Below are 19,418 nucleotides of genomic sequence, written 5' to 3' on the forward strand. Positions count from 1 at the left end.
AGAAAACCGGCGCCGGCCTGTGAGCCGGATGGCCTGATGAGGACGTTAACCCGCCTGCCGGACGGTTCCCTCTCCCTGTGGGAGAGGGTCAGGGATAACCGCCGCGTTTCCTGCTTTGATCGCATCAAAGGTCCGCAGCGCATCGGCGTTCTGGACTAAAGATTCACGGCTGATTTCGCCGATGGTTTTCGCGCCGGTCAGCGTCATCGCCACCTTCATCTCTTTCTCGATCAGGTTCAGCAGATTGGCGACGCCCTGTTTGCCGTGGGTGGCCAGCGCATACAGATAAGCCCGGCCCAGCAGCACGCTATCGGCGCCGAGGGCAATCATCCGCACCACATCAAGGCCGTTGCGAATACCGCTGTCGGCAAGAATTGTGATATCGCCTTTAACCGCGTCGGCAATCGCGGGCAGAGCGCGAGCGGAAGAGAGCACGCCGTCGAGCTGGCGGCCGCCGTGGTTAGAAACCACGATCCCGTCAGCGCCGAAGCGCACCGCATCGCGGGCGTCTTCCGGATCGAGGATCCCCTTGATCACCATCGGGCCGTCCCAAAAGTCGCGGATCCACTCAAGGTCTTTCCAGGAAATCGAAGGATCGAAGTTATTCGCCAGCCAGCCGATATAATCCTCCAGACCGGTCGGCTTGCCGAGGTAGGCGGAGATGTTGCCCAAATCGTGCGGACGGCCGTTTAACCCGACGTCCCATGCCCACTGCGGATGGGTCACCGCCTGCCAGTAGCGGCGCATTGCCGCGTTCGGGCCGCTCATCCCGGAGTGAGCATCGCGATAGCGCGCGCCGGGGGTCGGCATATCGACGGTAAAGACCAGCGTTGAACAGCCCGCCGCCTTCGCCCGCTCCAGCGCATTGCGCATAAAACCGCGGTCGCGCAGGACGTACAGCTGGAACCACATCGGGCGCTTAATGGTCGGGGCGACCTCTTCAATCGGGCAGACGGAAACGGTAGAGAGGGTAAACGGAATACCTTTTTCATCCGCCGCGCCGGCGGCCTGCACTTCACCGCGGCGGGCGTACATCCCGCACAGCCCCACCGGCGCCAGCGCCGTTGGCATCGCCAGCTTCTCGTTGAATAAGGTGGTTTCCAGGCTCAGGTCCGACATATTGCGCAGAATGCGCTGGCGGAGCGCGACATCGGACAGGTCCTCAACGTTGCGGCGCAGGGTGTGCTCGGCGTAAGCGCCGCCGTCGATATAGTGGAACAGGAACGGTGGCAGGATACGCTGTGCGGCGGCGCGGTAGTCGCTGGCGGCGGAAATAATCATCACAAGTTCTCCCTGGAATTGTCGTTATGGTCACCGGGCAGGCGGGTAATTCGCGCCTGGCGGGCCTGGTCTTCATCAAAGCGTTTGATGGTGGCGTGAACAAAGCCCAAATGGGCCATCATCGCCTGTCTGGCACCTTCCGGGTCACCGGCGATAATCGCCTCCATGACCGCCTGGTGCTGTTCGGTCAGGCGAGCGAAGACCGGCGGGACGAGATACATCCGCTGGCGGCTCTCCTTGACTGAGGACTGTAAAAGGTCAAAAAAACCGCGCATGGTTTGCAGCAGCACCACGTTATGCGACGCTTCGGCGATCGCCAGATGGAAGCGGACATCGGCCTGCGAGGCCAGGTCAGGGTCTTCGCTTTGGGTGGCTTCAAAGCAGAGGCGGATTTTCTCTTTTTCGGCATCGGTTGCCCGCATCGCCGCATGCCAGGCGGTACTGGCTTCGATGGCGTGACGGGCTTCGAGGATATCAAAGCTGTAATCGGGGTCGTCGGAGAGCAGCGTCTTCAGCGGTTGAACGATGTTTTGCTCCGACCACGCTTCGTGCTGCCAGCGCACGAAGGTGCCGCCGCCGCGACGGCTGAGCAGCACCCCTTCGTTGACCAGCATCGCCAGCGCTTCGCGCAGCGAATTGCGCGATACGCCCAGCTGCGCCGCCAGCTGACGTTCGGCGGGCAATCGCATGCCCGCCTCCAGCTTTTGTTCTTCAATCAGCGCCCGCACGCGACGGGCGACGTCGTCGGCAAGGCGTTTTGGCATCACTATCACGGGATCATCCAGGTTAAGACATACGCCTGCAGCGTGGTGATAACGCCGACCATACAGGTGAAAATCAGGCTGTGTTTGACGGTAAAACGGAACAGATCGGACTCCTTACCTACCAGACCGACCGCCGCACAGGCGATGGCGATAGACTGCGGAGAGATCATTTTCCCGGTCACGCCGCCGGTGGTGTTCGCTGCGACCAGCAGGATATCGGAGACGCCAATCTGCTGGGCCGCCGTGGCCTGCAGCGCGGCAAAGAGCGCGTTAGACGAGGTATCCGAACCGGTCAGAAATACCCCCAGCCAGCCGAGGAACGGCGAGAAGAAGGTAAACGCATGACCGGTGTGCGCAAGCGCAAGCGCAAGCGTTGAGGATAGACCGGAATAGTTGGAAATAAAGGCGAACGCCAGCACCATGCCGATGGAGTAAATCGGCAGCGCCAGCTCTTTCAGCGTGCTGCCAAAGGTCGAGATCGCGTCTTTTGGCTTCATGCGCAGCCAGACGATGGAAAGCAGCGCGGCGAACAGGATGGCGGTGCCGGTGGCGGAGAGCCAGTCAAACTTATAGACCGCGGCGTACGGCGTGGCTTCGCTAACCACCGGCGGCATGCGGGCCACCATCTTGTCGAGGAACGGCACGGAAATATTAATCACAAAATCGTACATCGCGCCGCCGGGGGCGAAGAGCGCTTTGAACGGCGGCACACTCCACAGGGTCACCGTCGCGGTCAGAAACAGGAACGGCGACCAGGCGCGAATCACCTGTCCCGGCGTGTAATGCGTGCGGGCCAGGTTCATATCGACCTGCGATGCGCCCATATCGCCGAAGCGGAAGATGCGTACCGGCTGCCAGCGTTTGAGGAACAGCGTCAGACAGACCAGCGATACCAGCGAAGAGATAATGTCCGGCAGCTCCGGGCCGAGGAAGTTAGAGCTGAGGTACTGAGCGATAGCAAAGGAGCCGCCGGCGACCATGACCGCAGGCCAGGTCTCTTTAATGCCGCGCCAGCCGTCCATAATCGCCATGATCCAGAACAGGACGATGATGGTCAGGAACGGCAGCTGACGGCCAACCATCTGGCCGATTTCGAAGCTGTCGAGGCCCGTCACCTGTCCGGCGACCAGAATCGGAATGCCCATCGCGCCAAATGCGACCGGCGCGGTGTTAACGATCAGACACAGGCCCGCCGCATACAGCGGGTTAAAGCCGAGCCCCACTAGCAGCGCTGCGGTGATGGCGACCGGCGCGCCAAAACCGGCGGCCCCTTCGAGGAACGCGCCGAAGGAGAAACCGACAATCAGCATTTGCAGACGCTGATCCGGGGTAATCGACAAAATCGATGAGCGGATAATGTCGAACTGCCCGGTTTTCACCGAGATTTTATAGACGAAGACCGCAGCGATAATAATCCACGCGATTGGCCACAGGCCGTAGAAGAAGCCGTAGATGACGGAGGCCAGCGCGTGGTCAACCGGCATTTTGTAGAACAGCAGAGCGACGGAGAGCGCAATGAGCACGGTCCAGGTCGCGGCAACGTACCCTTTCAGCTTGAGCTTTATCAGGGCAAAAAAGAAAAACAGAATCGGTAGCGATGCGATAAGACTCGATAGCCAGATGTTGCCGGCCGGATCGTAATTTTGTTGCCAGAGGTTCATGCAGGTCTCCATCGGGCCGTTATGATGCCGTGCTGAGTCTTGCGCTCTTAGCAGGTCACATCATTTGTAAAATTGGCCCAGCCAAATTGCGATTGTAGAATTAACGACAACGAATGGTTAATCAAATGTTATTGATGAGCAATATGTCTGTGACGAAAAATGATGGATATGTGAACCATTGGACGATTTAAGAAAACATTGGTAGGGCCAATTAGTGGGGAATGACGTTTGAAACAGAGCCTGTCCCGGAGGCGATGCTGCGCATCTGTCCGGGCTACCCTCTCGCAGAGGGCTGTGAACCCGTAGCCCGGCTAAGCGTAGCGCGAGCCGGGAGATTCACGGGATGAAGATATCAGAACGCGGTTTTTGAGAAGCCGGTCATCTCTTTGAGGCCCATTTCGCGGCCCAGCGCGGTCATCGGGTGGACAACAACCAGACCGCGTACGCTTTTCTTGAGCTTACCCATATCGGCCTGCTCTTTTTTGGTGATGGCGCGGCGATGCGGCATGCTCATCAGCTTTTGCGCTTCTTTGCTCAGCTTCTGGCCCTGAACCTCACGCAGGCGAACGAGTTCCGTCTCAATGGTGGCTTTCTCTTTTTCCAGCTCGGCGTATTTTTCTGCGGCGTCGACCAGGGACAGGTCGGCCTGCTGGTGGTGAATAGCGTCGAGACGATCGCTCAGACGTTTAATTTCGTTTTTTTCGACTTCTTTCATGGTGGCTTAATCTATTAAGAAAGGGGCGTTATCAGACTATAGTATGTGCTGTCGCTTGGGTTGTGGGTAGTTATTTATCAAAACGTCGCCGTTTTTTGCTCATAACAACCGCAGCGGCATATTATAACTTATTGAACATAAAAATCATTTTAACCCAGAGTTGGCGAATATTCATTTCTGTGAAGCCTGACGGCCATTCAGCACGTTTTCCTCATCTGAAACCCTGTTTTTGGCTAATCCTTAATAGGATCATTCCCCCAAAAGAGGAGAGCGTGATGGCGAAAATAGGCGACAGCGTACCGCGCATTATTGATAAAGCCGTAGATTTTATGGCTTCAAGTCAGGCTTTTATGGAATATCTAAAAAAATCTCCGCGTTTGCAGCATATACCGCCGGATATCCCGGCAGATAAAGAAGCGCTATTTCTGCGGCGTCTTGAGTATTATCGTCAGCTTTATCGGCCGACGTGCGACCAGCAAGAGCCAGAATCAGAGCGTTGATTTTTGAAAGGCTTTTTTTAAGCTGATTTTAGAAATCAGCTCGGTCAGAGATAGCATCATTGTGGAACGTACGACCTGCTGGTAGCGCAGCTTTTGCATTGCCAGCAGTTCAGCATCGCTCTCATCAAATTGCGGCGTGGGCGGCAGGGCGGCGACGCAGTGCAGCTCGCCGAACGGTCCGAGGATCTCATCGTCGGTAAAGCTATACTCATTACCGTCGTGATTCAGCTCTTCGCGCAGGGCCATCAGCAGTTCAGCGTCTTCATATTCGGCGCGGCTAATCACCCCAAGGCCGTAAATCAGCTTCAGGCGTACAGAAAGGTCGCCAAGCGGCCCGTCGCCGTCCAGCAACGGCTCCACTGCGTATTTCACCGCGTAGTCGTCTTTACGGAATACCTGAAGCACCAGAATATTGACCGCTTCCGTCAGCAGTTCAACGGTGGCGATCAGGAAGCTTCTTACGGTTTTGCCAGCATTCAGACGTTCAAGCACACGGTTTTCAAATGCCTGTGTTTCTTCCATTATTGCCTGCATATCTGACATGAGTAATGGGCGCGGTTCGGACCGCGCCAGGTCTTGCCTCATTTGGTGGCGTTATAGTCGTTAACGGCTTCCGCCACCACCTCGCTTGCTGCGTCCAGACCCGAAATCTGCGCCAGCGCGGCCTGTGGGCCTTTCTCGGCAATCAGCGCCGCCAGTTCCTGCGCCTGCGGGTCTTCTTCGCTGCGGAAGTGCATGGCAGCGGCGATCCCTTTCACCAGATTGCGGTGCGGCAGGCCGTATTCCAGCGTACCGAGCAGCGGCTTAATTAAGCGGTCGCCCGCGCTCAGTTTGCGCAGCGGCTGGCGGCCAACGCGCTCAACGTCATCCTTCAGATACGGGTTCTCAAAACGACCGATAATTTTCTGGATGTAAGCGGCGTGCTTTTGCGCATCAAAGGCATAGCGTTTGATCAGCACCGCGCCGCTCTCTTCCATGGCGCCTTTGACCACGGCGCGAATGTGCTCATCAAGAATCGCGTCGCGAATCGTCTGATGACCCGCCAGTTTTCCGAGGTAGGCGGTTATAGCATGTCCGGTGTTTAAGGTGAATAGCTTACGTTCGACAAATGCCATCAGGTTATCGGTTAATTCCATACCTGGGATGTTCGGCAGTTCGCCTTTGAACTGGGTCTTATCGACAATCCACTCGCTGAAGGTTTCCACGGTGACTTCCAGCGGATCGCGAGTGGCGGAAGCCGACGGCGGAACGATGCGGTCAACGGCGGAATCAACGAAGCCGACGTTGGCTTCAACCCAGGCTTTGTCTTCTTCGGCGAGGGCGTTAAAAACGTGACCCTTCAGCTGGGTGGTGCCGCGGACCATGTTCTCGCAGGCGATGATATTCAGCGGGGCGGTAATCCCCTGCGCCTTACGTTTGGCCAGGCCTTTGGCAATCGCCGGGGCGATGCGTTCCAGCACGACCGGGCCGACGGCGGTGGTCACCAGATCCACGCTGGCAATCAGCTCTACAACTTCGTCGCCGATGCTGCTGACGGCGTCAACGCCGGAAACGGTATCGACCTGCTCATTCTCGCCGACCACGTGAACCTGGTAGCTATGACGGGCATTCAGGGCATCGAGCACGACCTGATTTACATCCGCAAACGTCAGCTGTATCCCCGCGTCCGCCAGCAGTTTGCCGATAAAGCCACGACCGATATTACCTGCGCCAAAATGTAATGCTTTCATAGTATTAACCTTCAATTAATGTTTTTACCTGAGAGGGCTGGGGTCAGGCGTTTCCCTCACCCCAGCCCTCTCTCCCCACGCGTAAGGAGAGAGGGGGGCGTTGCCCGGCGCACCGCCGGGTGACGGATTACGCTTTCAGCAGCGTCAGAACTTCTTCAACGCTGGTGGTTTTTGCCAGACGCTCAATGACCGATTCATCGTCCAGCGCGTTGGTCAGGCTGGTAATCACCTGGATATGCTCGTTATTACGTGCGGCAATACCGATAACCAGGCGAGCCACCTCGTCCTCTTCTTCGCCGAAGCGTACGCCTTCCGGGTACTGGCAGAAGACGATGCCGGTTTTCAGAACGCGATCTTTGGCTTCGATAGTGCCGTGCGGGACCGCGATGGACTCACCCAGATAGGTGGAGGTCAGCTTTTCACGGTCCAGCATCGCCTGGACGTATTCCGGCTCAACGTAGCCGCCTTTCACCAGCTGCTCGCCGGCAAACAGAATCGCTTCTTCTTTGGTCGCCGCTTTACGACCGAGGAAGATGTTTTCCGCGCCGAGTTTGAACAGATTGGTGTCAGACGCATCGAAGCTGTCTTTCAGGCTGTCGCGGACTTTCTCTTCGTTATCCGTGTGGCGCTGCGCCGAAACCAGACGTTCGGTCAGGCTGGTGTACAGGCCGCTGTCGAGGAAGTTGGTCAGCGAAATATGCTGCGCCTGCGGCACCTGACGCATCGCACGCTCGGTCAGGTCGCGGTGGGTGATGACCAGGTCAACATCCGGCGGCAGGTTGTTGATCGCACTGTTAGTCACGGAGATGTTGCTCAGCCCGGCATCCTGCACTTTTTTACGCAGCACGCCTGCGCCCATCGCGCTGGAGCCCATACCGGCGTCGCAGGCGACGATGATTTTACGCACGTGGCTCAGGTCGTTCGCGACATCGCCAGCGGCCAGCGGCGTGGCGCCGCCTTTGGACTGCGCTTTCATATCCTGCATGCGACGGGTCGCGGCTTCGATATCATCTTCTTCTTTAACTTTGCTGGTTTTCAGCAGCACGGCTGCGACCACGAAGGAGACGGCCATCGCCGCAATAATCGCCGCGATGTTAGCAAAGTAAGCGCCTTTCGGCGTCATCGCCAGCACGGCGAGGATAGAACCCGGAGAAGCCGGAGAGACCAGCCCGCCGTTGAGGATAGTCAGGGTGAATACGCCGGTCATCCCACCGAGGATAACGGCCAGAATCAGACGCGGGTTCATCAGCACGTACGGGAAGTAAATCTCGTGAATACCGCCGAGGAAGTGGATGATTGCCGCACCGCCTGCAGACTGTTTCGCGCTGCCGCGGCCGAAGAACATATACGCCAGCAGGACGCCCATCCCCGGACCCGGGTTAGCTTCAATCAGGAAGAAGATGGATTTGCCCAGCTCGTGGGATTGCTGAATACCCAGCGGCGAGAAAATGCCGTGGTTAATGGCGTTGTTGAGGAACAGGATTTTCGCCGGTTCAACAAAGATAGAGGCCAGCGGCAGCATCTCGTGCGCCACCATGAAGTTAACGCCTGCGGCCAGAATTTTCGACAGGACTTCAACCGCCGGGCCAATGCCGAGGAACGCCAGAATGGCGAGGATCATACCGATGATGCCCGCGGAGAAGTTATTCACCAGCATCTCAAAACCGGATTTGATCTTACCGTCTACCCAGACGTCGAATTTTTTAATTGCCCAGCCGCCCAGCGGACCGGCGATCATGGAGCCGAGGAACATCGGCATATCTGCGCCGACGATAACGCCCATGGTGGTAATCGCGCCGACCACGCCGCCGCGCTCGCCGCCAACCAGCTTACCGCCGGTATAACCGATCAGCAGCGGCAGCAGATAGGTGATCATCGGACCAACCAGCTTCGCCAGCGTTTCGTTCGGTAACCATCCTGTCGGAATGAATAGAGCGGTGATAATACCCCACGCGATAAACGCGCCGATATTTGGCATCACCATATTGCTGAGGAAACGACCAAAGCTTTGCACTTTGATCTTGATATCGGATGACATAAAACACCCCTTCTTCTGTTTTTGCTATCGGCAGGCTGAAAGCCCGAGGCTTGTTGTTAATAAGGCGGCAGAGGTAGCCGGGCCCTGAGTGATAGTGCGAAATCTGGCACTGAATCGTTAAGCTGTCCAGTCGGTGGATTTTTATGTGATTTGGATCACACAAATATAGGGCGATGACGGTCTTTTGTAGTGATCTCCATCACAAAATGGATGTGTAAAAAAACAACAGACCGGGTTTTAAGGGGGGATAATGCATTTTTATGTGATGAAAATCACAAATTTACTTTGACGTTTTGTTATTTGTTTGTGATGTCCATCACAAAATATTTTCACCAGGATTTAGCCCGGTGTGATCTCGCGCAGGTTATGCCGTGTTCCGCTTGCTGATACGTCACTCAGCAACGCAATCGCTTAAAGAACATTTTAGTCGTCAATGGCGAAAATGATACGGGTGAATTATGCTCATTTTGTCGGCCCTTTTTTGATCCGGCCCGGCACACATCCTGAAAATAATTAGCGTAAATCCGAGGAAATTATGTTTCTCAATTATTTTGCGCTCGGCGTTCTGATCTTTGTATTTCTGGTGATTTTTTATGGGATCATCATTCTTCATGATATTCCTTACCTGATCGCGAAGAAACGTAATCACCCGCATGCCGATGCGATTCACGTCGCGGGCTGGGTGAGCCTTTTTACGCTGCACGTCATCTGGCCGTTTTTATGGATCTGGGCCACGCTTTACCGGCCAGAACGCGGCTGGGGCATGCAGCATCGGCGGGACGAGACGCCGTCTGAGGCGGCGGAAGAGGGGGACGACATCAGCGAACTGCGCCAGCGGGTTATCGCGCTCGAGCAGCAAATAACCGGTCTCAGACCGTCAGCTCAACCTCCTTCGGTGGAGAAATAACTCATGGATCTGCTGATTATTTTGACCTATGTGGCGATTGCCTGGTCGATATTTAAAATATTTAAGATCCCGGTAAATAAATGGACGGTTCCCACCGCGGCGCTGGGCGGCGTATTTATTGTTAGCGCGCTTATCTTATTAATGAACTACAACCACCCGTATACCTTTACCGCACAAAAAGCGGTTATTTCTATTCCTATTACGCCGCAGGTTACCGGGGTGGTCAGCAGCGTCACGGATAAAGCAAATCAACGGGTTAAAAAGGGCGAGGTGCTGTTTACCATCGATCCGGTGCGTTATCAGGCGCGGGTGGACCGGCTACAGGCCGACCTTGTTACCGCGCTGCACAGTATCAATACCCTTAAAGCCCAGCTTTCTGAGGCTCAGGCCAACACCACGCGCGTTTCGGCGGAGCGCGACCGTCTGTATAAGGATTATCAGCGCTACCTGAAAGGAAGCCAGGCGCGGGTCAATCCGTTTTCGGAAAGCGATATCGATAATGCCCGGCAAAACTACCTCGCCCAGGATGCGATGGTGAAAGGATCGGTGGCGGAGCAGGCGCAAATTCAGAGCCAGCTCGACAGCATGATAAACGGCGAACAGTCGCAGGTGGTAAGCCTGCGCGCGCAGCTGGCAGAGGCGAAATATAACCTCGATCAGACGACCGTGCGCGCGCCCAGCGATGGCTATATCACCCAGGTGTTAATTCGCCCTGGGACCTATGCCGCCTCGCTGCCTCTGCGTCCGGTGATGGTCTTTATCCCCCAGCAAAAACGGCTGATTGTGGCGCAGTTCCGCCAAAATTCGCTGCTCAGGCTGGAGAAGGGCGACGATGCTGAAGCGGTGTTCAACGCGCTGCCGGGACAGGTCTTTCGCGGCAAGCTGGTGAGCATCCTGCCAGTCGTACCGGGGGGAACATACCAGGCGCAGGGCACGCTGCAGGCGCTGACGGTGACGCCGGGCACCGATGGCGTGCTGGCGACCATTGAGCTGGAGCCCGATGCCGCCGTAGACGCCCTGCCTGACGGCATTTACGCCCAGGTGGCGGTCTACTCCGATCATTTCACCCACGTTTCGGTGATGCGCAAGGTGCTGCTGCGGATGACCAGCTGGATGCACTATCTCTATCTGGACCATTAGCGGGGTCAGTCCGGCATGAGGTGATTTCTCTCTCTGCTATTTGCCTGCGCCTGCGCCATACTTACTACTTTGTTGGCGAAAGGAGCAGGCAATGAAACTGATCGGCAGCTACACCAGTCCCTTTGTGCGCAAAATTTCCGTCATACTGCTGGAAAAAGCGATTCCCTTCGAGTTCGTCAACGAATTCCCGTACCACGAGACCAACGGCGTGGCGCAGTACAATCCGCTGGGAAAAGTCCCCGCGCTGGTCACCGACGACGGTGAATGCTGGTACGACTCGCCCATTATTGCGCAATATCTGGAGCTGCTCGGCATCGCGCCGGATATGCTGCCTGCGGCGCCGAAGGCTGCGCTGAAATTGCGTCAAATTGAAGCGCTGGCTGATGGCGTGATGGAGGCTGCGCAAACGCTGGTACGGGAGAAAACGCGCCCGGCGGCCCAGCAGTCGGAAAGCGAACTGCTGCGCCAGCGTGAAAAAATTGCGCGCGGGCTTGATGCGCTGGAAGGGTATGCCAGTGACGGGACATTACGTCCTGATGAGGTTAATCTGGCAACCATTTCCGCAGCCTGCGCCATTGCTTATCTCAATTTCCGCCGTGTCGCGCCGGGCTGGTGCGCCACCCGACCGAAGCTGGTGCGCCTGGTGGATTCCCTCTTTCAGCGCGCCAGCTTTGCGCGCACTGAACCGCCGGTGAGTTGACCCAGACAGGTAACAGTTTTTGCGCGGAGGCATTACAATTGCCGCTCATTTGTTGACTCCCTCTCCCGTCGGGAGGGGGGAAAATAGGTTCATTCATGACTAGCGAAATTCGTGCGCTTTATACCCGGCTTCCGGCCATCGACCGTTTACTCCGCGACCCCGCATTTTCACCGCTGTTGATGCAATACGGTCACGCCCAGACGGTAGCGCAGCTGCGTCAGATGCTGGACGAGGCGCGGGAATACATCCGCCTGAACCAGACGCTGCCGGACTGGTGCGAAGCATGGCTAATGGAGACCTCGCGTCGTTTGACGCAGCGACAGCAGAGCGCGCTGCGCCCGGTGTTCAACCTGACCGGTACCGTGCTGCACACCAACCTTGGGCGGGCGATTCAGGCGGAAGCGGCGGTAGAGGCGGTGACCCAGGCGATGCGCGCGCCGGTGACGCTGGAATACGATCTTGACGATGCCGGACGCGGCCACCGCGATCGCGCGCTGGCCGACCTGCTTTGCCAGATCACCGGCGCGGAAGACGCCTGTATCGTCAACAATAACGCGGCGGCGGTGCTGCTGATGCTGGCGGCAACCGCCGGCGGCAGTGAGGTGGTGGTGTCGCGCGGCGAGCTGGTGGAGATCGGCGGCGCGTTTCGTATTCCCGACGTGATGCGCCAGGCGGGCTGCGTTCTGCATGAAGTCGGGACCACTAACCGCACCCACGCGAAAGATTATCGTCAGGCGGTGAATGACAATACCGGCCTGCTGATGAAGGTGCACACCAGCAACTACAGTATTGAGGGCTTTACTAAAGCGGTCGATGAAGCGGCGCTGGCGGAGATTGGCCGCGAACTCAATATCCCGGTGGTGGCCGATCTCGGCAGCGGCTCGCTGGTGGATTTAAGCCAGTACGGCCTGCCGAAAGAGCCGATGCCGCAGGAGATGATTGCCGCCGGCGTCAGCCTGGTGAGCTTCTCCGGCGATAAACTGCTGGGCGGCCCGCAGGCGGGAATTATCGTCGGTAAAAAAGCGCTGATCGCGCGTTTGCAGAGCCATCCGCTTAAGCGCGCCCTGCGGGCGGATAAAATGACCCTCGCGGCGCTGGAGGCCACGCTGCGCCTCTATCTGCATCCGGAAAAGCTGGCCGCTGAACTGCCGACCCTGCGTCTGCTGACTCGCCAGGCGGACGAGATCCGCCTGCAGGGCGAGCGCATGCGGGCCGCGCTGGCTGCACATTATGCTGATTTTGACCTGCGGGTCGAGCCATGCCTGTCGCAGATCGGCAGCGGCTCGCTGCCGGTGGACCGCTTGCCCAGCGCGGCGTTGACGTTGACTCCGCGCGATGGGCGCGGCAGTCGGCTGGAAGCTCTGGCGGCACGCTGGCGTCAGTTGCCCGTGCCGGTTATTGGCAGGATCTACGATGGCCGCCTGTGGCTGGACCTGCGCTGTCTTGAGGATGAATCCCGGTTTATGGAGATGTTATTGAGATGATTATTGCCACCGCCGGACACGTTGACCACGGCAAAACCACGCTGCTGCAGGCGATTACCGGTATCAACGCCGATCGCCTGCCGGAAGAGAAAGCGCGCGGGATGACTATCGACCTCGGCTACGCCTACTGGCCGCAGCCCGACGGGCGGGTGCTGGGTTTTATCGACGTTCCCGGCCACGAAAAGTTTTTGTCCAATATGCTGGCCGGCGTCGGCGGTATCGATCACGCGCTGCTGGTGGTGGCCTGCGATGATGGCGTGATGGCGCAAACCCGCGAACATCTGGCGATCCTCCAGCTTACCGGGCAGCCAACGCTAACCGTGGCGCTGACCAAAGCGGACCGCGTAGAAGCGGCGCGGATTGAGGAGGTGGAGGCGGAAATCGACGCGGTGCTGGCGGAGTTCGGCTTTACCGGCGCGACCCTGTTTGCCGTCGCGGCGACGGAAGGACGGGGCATCGCAGAGCTGCGCGAACATCTCCTGCAGCTCTCCGCGCGCCCGCGCCCGCAGCATCAGCGCTTTCGCCTGGCCATCGACCGGGCATTTACCGTCAAAGGCGCGGGGCTGGTGGTTACCGGGACCGCGTTATCCGGCGAGGTCAACGTTGGCGATACGCTGTGGCTGACCGGCGTGGATAAACCGATGCGCGTGCGCGGTCTGCACGCGCAGAATCAGCCGGTTGAGCAGGCCTGGGCCGGCCAGCGCATTGCCCTGAATATTGCCGGCGATGCGCAAAAAGAGGAGCTCAACCGCGGCGACTGGCTGCTGGCGGTACCGCCGCCGGAAGCCTCTGAGCGGGTCATCGTTGAACTGCAGTGCCATACGCCGCTTAGCCAGTGGCAGCCGCTGCATATCCACCACGCCGCCAGCCATATTACCGGCCGCGTGTCGCTGCTCGAAGGCGCGCTGGCGGAGCTGGTTCTCGATACGCCGCTGCGGCTGGCGGATAACGACCGTCTGGTGCTGCGCGATATTTCCGCGCGCCTGACGCTGGCCGGTGCGCGAGTGGTGACCCTCAATCCGCCGCGCCGGGGCAAGCGTAAGCCGGAGTATTTACAGTGGCTGCACGCGCTGGCCGCCGCGCAGGGCGATGACGTCCAGGCGCTGGATATTCACCTTCAGCGCGATGCGGTGCGCCTCGATGATTTCGCCTGGGCGCGTCAGCTCAGCCGCGATGGCCTCAACGCGCTGATTCACCGCCCTGACTATCTGCAGGCGGGAAATAGCCTGCTGAGCGCCCCGCTCGCCGCGCGCTGGCAGCGGAAGCTGCTCGATGCCCTGGCGCGCTATCACGATCAGCATTGCGATGAGCCAGGACCGGGCCGCGAACGCCTGCGGCGTATTGCGCTGCCGATGGAAGATGAAGCGCTGGTGCTGCTGTTGATTGAGCAGATGCGCGAAAGCGGCATTGTTCACAGCCACCACGGCTGGCTGCATCTGCCGGAGCATAAAGCGGGCTTTACCGACGAGCAGCAGGCCATCTGGCAGCGGGTTGCCGGGCTGTTTGCCGATGAGCCATGGTGGGTGCGCGATCTGGCGCGTGAAGCCAACGTAGAAGAGTCGTTAATGCGGGCGGTATTACGCCAGGCGGCGCAGCAGGGGATGATTACCGCGATCGTGAAAGATCGCTACTATCGCAACGATCGGATTGTGGCGTTTGCCAAAATGATCCGCGATCTGGATCTGGAAAGGGGCTCAACCTGCGCGGCGGATTTCCGCGATACGCTGAACGTCGGGCGCAAGCTGGCGATTCAGATCCTCGAATATTTCGACCGCATCGGTTTTACCCGCCGTCGTGGCAACGATCATATTCTGCGCGATAAGGCCTTGTTCCTTTAGCATAAGCAGGTAGTCCCGGGTCGCGGCGTGAACGCCTTACCCGGGCTACGATAACCGTTACCCATGTATCCGGTCTAAAGTGTTACCCATGTTTCCGGTTCATACCGCAGCGCCACCGGGGAATGCTCACACTCACATTTACGCTTCCGCTTCGTTCACCCAGATGCGCATCTCGCCTTCGCCGCGGTTGGCCCAGCTAAACCACGGAATAAAGGTTAATACTTGCGGCTGACGGGAGGACGGCGCGCGGTCATAGTGCCATAGGGCCTGGTTTTCGGCATCTTCCGCCGTTTGCTTATAGCCCGGCGCCTGGAGAAGTATCTTGCGGGCAAAAATCCCTTTGCCTTCGACAGTGCTAAACCGGGCGTCGCGCGGCAGCTGCAGGTTATGCAATTGCTCGCCGTTATCCGCCTGCTCCAGGCAGTAAACCAGCGGACCGCGCTGGACGGCGACCTGGCCTGCCTGGTGGCGCACCAGCGGGTTACCGTAAATGCGGCGCACCGGCATCGGCAGGGTTAACTGTAGCGTGTCGCCCTCCTGCCAGAGATGGCTGATGTGCAGATACCCTTTGCGCACGTCCTGCGTAACCGGCGCGCCGTTGAGCGTGACCTGCGGCTTATCGCACCAGTCCGGCAGACGCAGCGCCAGGGTATGATTAACCGGTGAAGATGAATCGATGACTATCTTCACCTGTTCCTGCCACGGATAGTTGCCGCTGATGCGCAGGCGTAGCGCCTCATTGCCCACCGGGATCTCCACGCTGTTGCCGACATACAGGTTGATGTACAGGACGTCGCCGTGCGGCGTGTAGATATAGTGCCCCAGCGAGGTCAGCACCCGTGCGATATTCGGCGGACAGCAGGCGCAGCCGAACCAGCGCTGACGGACGGGCTTAACGTGATCGTAAATATGGTTGAATTTTAAGGATTTTGGATGCACTTCCAGCGGATTGACGTAGAAGAAGTGCTTGCCGTCGAGCGCCATTCCACCCAGCACGGTGTTATACAGCGCGCGCTCCATCACGTCGGCATATTGGCTGTCGGCTTCCATCTCCAGCATCCGGCGGGCAAACATCATCAGGCCAATGGAAGCACAGCTTTCGGCATAGACCGTGTCGTTTGGCAGGTCATAGTCGCTGCTGAAGGCCTCCCCGCTGCTCTGCGAACCGATTCCGCCGGTGATATACAGCTGACGCCGGGCCATATTTTTCCACAGGCGCAGGCAATCCCGGCGCTTGCCCTCGTCCTGACTTAAACGGGCGAGGTGGGCAACGCCGGTCATCAGATAGACGAAACGCACCGCGTGGCCGATGGCGACCGGTTGTTCGGAAATCGGCTGATGCGCCTGGCTGTAGGGTTTATCCATCACCATCCACGCCGGACCGTAGGTGTTCCAGTAGGAGGTTTTGCCGCGCTTCTCATATTCGATATCGTAAAAATGCGGCTGCGTTCCGCGCGCCTCAACGAAGTACTTCACCAGCGCGATATAGCGCGGCTCCTGAGTGACGTCATACAGGCGCATTAACGCCAGCTCGATTTCCGGATGGCCAGGGTAGCCGTGCAGCTGGTTATCTCCGGGGCCAAACACGCTATCGATGTGGTCGGCGAGGCGGCAGACGACATCCAGCAGACGACGTTTGCCTGTGGCCTGGAAGAAGGCGACACCCGCTTCAATCATGTGCCCGGCGCAGTACAGTTCGTGGCATTCGGCGAGGTTGGTCCAGCGCTCCTCTGGCGCTTTGACCGTGAAATATGTATTCAGATAGCCATCTTCACACTGGGCGGCCGCGACCAGTTCAATCACCTCATCGGCGGTTTTTTCCAGCCCGGCGTCCGGCTTCTGACACAGCGACCAGGCCACCGCCTCCAGCCATTTCGCCACGTCGCTGTCCTGAAAGACCATGCCGTAGAATTCGCCCTCCTGTCGCCCGGCGGCGATGCGGAAGTTCTCTATCGCATGGCTCGGGTCCGCCTCCTCGATACGGTCGTTCAGCGCATCCCACTGATAAGGGATCACCACATCGCGCACCAGCTGCTGGTACTGGCCGAGGAACGGGTCGTTGATTTTCAGTTTGTGCAGATCGACTTCCATAACAGACATGGCGGACTCCTTAAGGCTGAACATGACGCGTACGCAGATCGCTGGCGATGCGCGCCATCATCGGATTGTTGAGCTTGCAGGCGCGAATGGAAAAGGCCAGCAGCAGATGGAACAGGGCGGGCAGCAGGGTCTCCATGGAGGCGATACCCGCCAGTGATGATGCCGTTTGGTTTTCTACGCCCGGCTGATAGGCCACGTAGATAAACACGAGGCTGATAATGCCGGCGCTGGAGGCCCACGCCAGCTTGATAAAGAACAGGTTAAAGGCGAAGTTCATCCCGGAAGAACGCACGCCGGTTTTCCATTCGCCGTAGTCGTCGGAGAAGGCCATCAGCGAAAAGTGCAGCGGCAGGGTAAAGCCGAGAATAATGCCGTTGCCGAGGATGACGACCAGCCACAGGGTCTGGTACGCCTGCCCGGTTGGCAAAAACCACATCGCCACGGCCAGCGCGGCCAGCGCCAGGTTGGTATAGTAGTAGAGTTTGACGGTATCAAAGCGGCGCGAGAGCAGGTTGATGATGACGGAACCCGCAATCGAGGCGAAGGTTACCATGGTGAAGAATAGCGAGGTGTAGCCGGTGGAGCCGCCCAGCACGTAGGTGATGAAGTACATGTAGCCGCCGCCGCGGATATTGAAGACGTTGATGAGCAGAAATGACATCACCAGCATCAGCAGCAACTGGTCGTTTTTACGCAGCCCGGCGATGTGCTCGCGCAGGGTAAATTTCCCCATGACATCCAGCGAGACGCGTTCGCGAACCCAGAAGAAGCAGCACAGGAACATCGCCACCGCGATGGTGCAGAGTACGCCGACGCCGTACTGATACCCCTGTGCGGTATCGCCCTGGCCGAGCGCTTTTACCATCCACGGCAGCCCAACGGAGACTAAGAATCCCGCCACGCCGCACAGGACAAAGCGCCATGCCTGGCACGAGATAACCTCGCTATGACGCGTGGTCATCGTGTTGATCAGCGCGCAGTAGGGGACGTTTATCGCGGTGTAGCTCACCGACAGCAGCAGATAGGTGCCGAACGCCCAGGCGATTTTTACCCCCATGCTGGCGTCGGGCACGGTAAACGTCAGGACGCCGATAACGCCGATCGGCACGGCAATCCACAGCTGCCAGGGACGAAAGCGTCCCCAGCGGCTCTGGGTACGGTCGGCCAGCACGCCCATAATCGGGTCGGAAACGGCGTCGAAAACGCGCAGGGCCAGAAACAGGGTCCCGACCAGCGCGGGCGTCAGGCCGAAGACATCGGTATAGAAAAAAGTTAAAAAGTTCATGATCAGGCAGGTAATCACCGTCCCGCCCGCGTCGCCCAATCCGTAGCCTATTTTTTCCCGAAGGGATAATTTGTCGTCCTGGGCATGCTGTGCCAAATCAGTTGTGGTAATCGGAGCCGAAGTCATAAATAACTCCCGGAGATGATGTGCGAATAATATCCCGCTGAAGCGCGGGCTTTAATTGTGTTATTTGCAAATTACGTTATTTATTCTGCACTAAATGTTGAGGGCAACAAGGGAAGGAAAAAGTATAAAAAGAGGACGATTCCGACCTGATGGTAAAAATGTGATTTCGATCCAGCGGGCGGCTATTTTATCGTGAATAATCAAAGATGACAGGGGTTATTGGTGCTATTAAAAGCGGAATATTGAATGTCTATGCTTGAATTGTCCATGTCACTTCCGATTAAGGTGCAAAATGGTGGATTGTTTATTTCCCGAGGCATCGGCAGCCATCCGGCTCGTCAGCTTCACTCCTGGGAAATAATCTTTGTGGAAAAAGGAACATTAACGATCCGCGAAAACAACGAGATTTTTAGCGTCAACGCCGGGGAAAGTTTATTGCTCTGGCCGCGGCGTTTACACGTCGGAATCGGGCAATTTCCGGCAGATTTAAAATTCTACTGGCTGCATTTTGAAATGACCTCCGGTGAAAACGTTTCGCTGCCTGAGGCGCTGCTGTCGATTCCGCAGCACACGCGCGTCAGCGAGCCGCAGTATATTATTTCGTTGTTCCGCCAATTCTTACGCGAGCAGGAAAATATTCATCGTAGCGTGGCGCTGGAGCTGATCCTGCTGCTGATTCTGCAGCAAGTTTCGGCGGCAGCGGGCGAACAGCCCGCCGACAGCCCCGGCAACGCGCTGGCGTGGAGAGCGCAGCAAATCATTCGTACCCGGTTTCATTTGCCCCTTTCCGCATCCACGCTGGCGCAGGAGCTGCACTGCAACGCCGATTATCTGGGGCGGATTTATCGCCATGTTTTCCGGCTGACCTTAACCGAAGCGCTGCACCGTCAGCGGGTGAGGGCGGCGGAAAAGCTGCTTATCAGCGATTCCCTGTCGCTCACCGAGGTGGCGATGAAATGCGGATTTAACGATGTCGGCTATTTTCGCAAGATTTTCCGTAAGCATACCAGCCTGACGCCCGCGGCGTGGAAGCGTCGTTACTGCAAGGAACATATTAATTCGGCGTAGGGTTGATGGGTTTTCCCGCCGGGGATGCGTAGCCCGGACAGATGCGCAGCATCGCCTCCGGGAAAATTCTGCAACATCCTG

16 protein-coding genes are annotated in these 19,418 nt (G+C 57.9%); 7 read left to right on the forward strand and 9 right to left on the reverse strand.

Features of this window, described 5'->3' with window-relative positions:
• Positions 1–45: 45 nt before the first annotated feature.
• The 4 genes from lldD to ABLU88_RS23580 all read right to left on the reverse strand — a co-directional run bounded on the left by lldD (position 46) and on the right by ABLU88_RS23580 (position 4,421).
• Complete coding sequence (gene lldD, locus ABLU88_RS23565) at positions 46–1,281, reverse strand: FMN-dependent L-lactate dehydrogenase LldD (RefSeq protein WP_025106767.1); 1,236 nt, start codon at positions 1,279–1,281, stop codon at positions 46–48.
• Positions 1,281–2,054, reverse strand: coding sequence for a transcriptional regulator LldR (gene lldR / locus ABLU88_RS23570; protein WP_032751690.1), 774 nt, complete (start codon positions 2,052–2,054; stop codon positions 1,281–1,283). The genes lldD and lldR overlap by 1 nt, the downstream gene beginning before the upstream one ends.
• The gene (gene lldP / locus ABLU88_RS23575; RefSeq protein WP_014227230.1) at positions 2,051–3,706 is read right to left on the reverse strand and encodes an L-lactate permease; all 1,656 of its coding nucleotides are present in this window, start codon (positions 3,704–3,706) and stop codon (positions 2,051–2,053) included. The genes lldR and lldP overlap by 4 nt, the downstream gene beginning before the upstream one ends.
• A 352-nt stretch (positions 3,707–4,058) precedes the next feature.
• Entirely contained in the window at positions 4,059–4,421 is a 363-nt protein-coding gene (locus tag ABLU88_RS23580; protein ID WP_014227229.1) for a YibL family ribosome-associated protein, read from the reverse strand.
• A gap of 275 nt (positions 4,422–4,696) precedes the next feature.
• Between ABLU88_RS23580 and ABLU88_RS23585 the strand changes: the two genes are divergently transcribed.
• A complete protein-coding gene (locus ABLU88_RS23585) occupies positions 4,697–4,921 on the forward strand; it encodes a hypothetical protein (RefSeq protein WP_004855451.1) in 225 nt (74 codons plus the stop codon).
• Here the strand turns inward: ABLU88_RS23585 and mtlR are convergent.
• The 3 genes from mtlR to mtlA all read right to left on the reverse strand — a co-directional run bounded on the left by mtlR (position 4,910) and on the right by mtlA (position 8,689).
• Positions 4,910–5,506, reverse strand: coding sequence for a mannitol operon repressor MtlR (mtlR, locus tag ABLU88_RS23590; protein WP_014227228.1), 597 nt, complete (start codon positions 5,504–5,506; stop codon positions 4,910–4,912). The two genes, ABLU88_RS23585 and mtlR, sit on opposite strands and share 12 nt — an antisense overlap.
• On the reverse strand, positions 5,503–6,651 hold the full coding sequence (gene mtlD, locus ABLU88_RS23595) for a mannitol-1-phosphate 5-dehydrogenase (RefSeq protein ID WP_014839780.1): 1,149 nt from the start codon (positions 6,649–6,651) through the stop codon (positions 5,503–5,505). Before mtlD ends, mtlR begins: the two co-directional genes overlap by 4 nt.
• Before the next feature lie 127 nt (positions 6,652–6,778).
• Positions 6,779–8,689 carry a PTS mannitol transporter subunit IICBA gene (gene mtlA / locus ABLU88_RS23600; protein WP_004855446.1) on the reverse strand — a complete coding sequence of 637 codons (1,911 nt, stop codon included), beginning with the start codon at positions 8,687–8,689 and terminating at the stop codon, positions 6,779–6,781.
• A 535-nt stretch (positions 8,690–9,224) separates the two neighbouring features.
• On the opposite strand from mtlA, the gene ABLU88_RS23605 reads away from it, so the two are divergent.
• From ABLU88_RS23605 to selB, 5 genes are all read left to right on the forward strand, one after another.
• Positions 9,225–9,596: a DUF3302 domain-containing protein gene (locus tag ABLU88_RS23605; protein ID WP_004855444.1), complete on the forward strand. Its 372-nt coding sequence runs from the start codon at positions 9,225–9,227 to the stop codon at positions 9,594–9,596.
• Positions 9,597–9,599: 3 nt separating this feature from the next.
• Complete coding sequence (locus tag ABLU88_RS23610; RefSeq protein ID WP_004855442.1) at positions 9,600–10,736, forward strand: HlyD family secretion protein; 1,137 nt, start codon at positions 9,600–9,602, stop codon at positions 10,734–10,736.
• A 91-nt stretch (positions 10,737–10,827) separates the two neighbouring features.
• Entirely contained in the window at positions 10,828–11,436 is a 609-nt protein-coding gene (locus ABLU88_RS23615; protein WP_014227226.1) for a glutathione S-transferase, read from the forward strand.
• 95 nt (positions 11,437–11,531) lie between these two features.
• Positions 11,532–12,920 carry an L-seryl-tRNA(Sec) selenium transferase gene (gene selA, locus ABLU88_RS23620; protein WP_047722821.1) on the forward strand — a complete coding sequence of 463 codons (1,389 nt, stop codon included), beginning with the start codon at positions 11,532–11,534 and terminating at the stop codon, positions 12,918–12,920.
• A complete protein-coding gene (gene selB, locus ABLU88_RS23625) occupies positions 12,917–14,758 on the forward strand; it encodes a selenocysteine-specific translation elongation factor (protein WP_202019695.1) in 1,842 nt (613 codons plus the stop codon). The genes selA and selB overlap by 4 nt, the downstream gene beginning before the upstream one ends.
• A 138-nt stretch (positions 14,759–14,896) precedes the next feature.
• Here the strand turns inward: selB and ABLU88_RS23630 are convergent, their stop codons facing one another.
• Positions 14,897–16,858 carry a glycoside hydrolase family 127 protein gene (locus tag ABLU88_RS23630; protein ID WP_025106771.1) on the reverse strand — a complete coding sequence of 654 codons (1,962 nt, stop codon included), beginning with the start codon at positions 16,856–16,858 and terminating at the stop codon, positions 14,897–14,899.
• Positions 16,859–16,868: 10 nt separating this feature from the next.
• Positions 16,869–18,269, reverse strand: a complete 1,401-nt coding sequence (locus tag ABLU88_RS23635; RefSeq protein ID WP_348838156.1) for an MFS transporter — start codon at positions 18,267–18,269, stop codon at positions 16,869–16,871.
• Positions 18,270–18,521: 252 nt separating this feature from the next.
• Here ABLU88_RS23635 and ABLU88_RS23640 point away from each other — a divergent pair, with 252 nt between their 5' ends.
• Complete coding sequence (locus ABLU88_RS23640; RefSeq protein WP_064357763.1) at positions 18,522–19,337, forward strand: helix-turn-helix domain-containing protein; 816 nt, start codon at positions 18,522–18,524, stop codon at positions 19,335–19,337.
• Positions 19,338–19,418 lie beyond the last annotated feature (81 nt).

It is taken from the genome of Klebsiella sp. GW_Kp182 (genome assembly GCF_040062275.1).
Classification (GTDB): Bacteria; Pseudomonadota; Gammaproteobacteria; order Enterobacterales; family Enterobacteriaceae; genus Klebsiella; species Klebsiella michiganensis.

What these genes read in the sequence shown, in the direction of transcription:
- ABLU88_RS23640 (WP_064357763.1), top strand. Translation starts at nt 18,522, where the DNA reads ATGCTTGAATTGTCCATGTCACTTCCGATTAAGGTGCAAAATGGTGGA.
- ABLU88_RS23605 (WP_004855444.1), top strand. Translation starts at nt 9,225, where the DNA reads ATGTTTCTCAATTATTTTGCGCTCGGCGTTCTGATCTTTGTATTTCTG.
- selB (WP_202019695.1), top strand. Translation starts at nt 12,917, where the DNA reads ATGATTATTGCCACCGCCGGACACGTTGACCACGGCAAAACCACGCTG.
- ABLU88_RS23630 (WP_025106771.1), bottom strand. Translation starts at nt 16,858, where the DNA reads ATGTCTGTTATGGAAGTCGATCTGCACAAACTGAAAATCAACGACCCG.
- ABLU88_RS23615 (WP_014227226.1), top strand. Translation starts at nt 10,828, where the DNA reads ATGAAACTGATCGGCAGCTACACCAGTCCCTTTGTGCGCAAAATTTCC.
- mtlA (WP_004855446.1), bottom strand. Translation starts at nt 8,689, where the DNA reads ATGTCATCCGATATCAAGATCAAAGTGCAAAGCTTTGGTCGTTTCCTC.
- mtlD (WP_014839780.1), bottom strand. Translation starts at nt 6,651, where the DNA reads ATGAAAGCATTACATTTTGGCGCAGGTAATATCGGTCGTGGCTTTATC.
- ABLU88_RS23585 (WP_004855451.1), top strand. Translation starts at nt 4,697, where the DNA reads ATGGCGAAAATAGGCGACAGCGTACCGCGCATTATTGATAAAGCCGTA.
- selA (WP_047722821.1), top strand. Translation starts at nt 11,532, where the DNA reads ATGACTAGCGAAATTCGTGCGCTTTATACCCGGCTTCCGGCCATCGAC.
- ABLU88_RS23580 (WP_014227229.1), bottom strand. Translation starts at nt 4,421, where the DNA reads ATGAAAGAAGTCGAAAAAAACGAAATTAAACGTCTGAGCGATCGTCTC.
- ABLU88_RS23610 (WP_004855442.1), top strand. Translation starts at nt 9,600, where the DNA reads ATGGATCTGCTGATTATTTTGACCTATGTGGCGATTGCCTGGTCGATA.
- ABLU88_RS23635 (WP_348838156.1), bottom strand. Translation starts at nt 18,269, where the DNA reads ATGACTTCGGCTCCGATTACCACAACTGATTTGGCACAGCATGCCCAG.
- lldP (WP_014227230.1), bottom strand. Translation starts at nt 3,706, where the DNA reads ATGAACCTCTGGCAACAAAATTACGATCCGGCCGGCAACATCTGGCTA.
- mtlR (WP_014227228.1), bottom strand. Translation starts at nt 5,506, where the DNA reads ATGAGGCAAGACCTGGCGCGGTCCGAACCGCGCCCATTACTCATGTCA.
- lldD (WP_025106767.1), bottom strand. Translation starts at nt 1,281, where the DNA reads ATGATTATTTCCGCCGCCAGCGACTACCGCGCCGCCGCACAGCGTATC.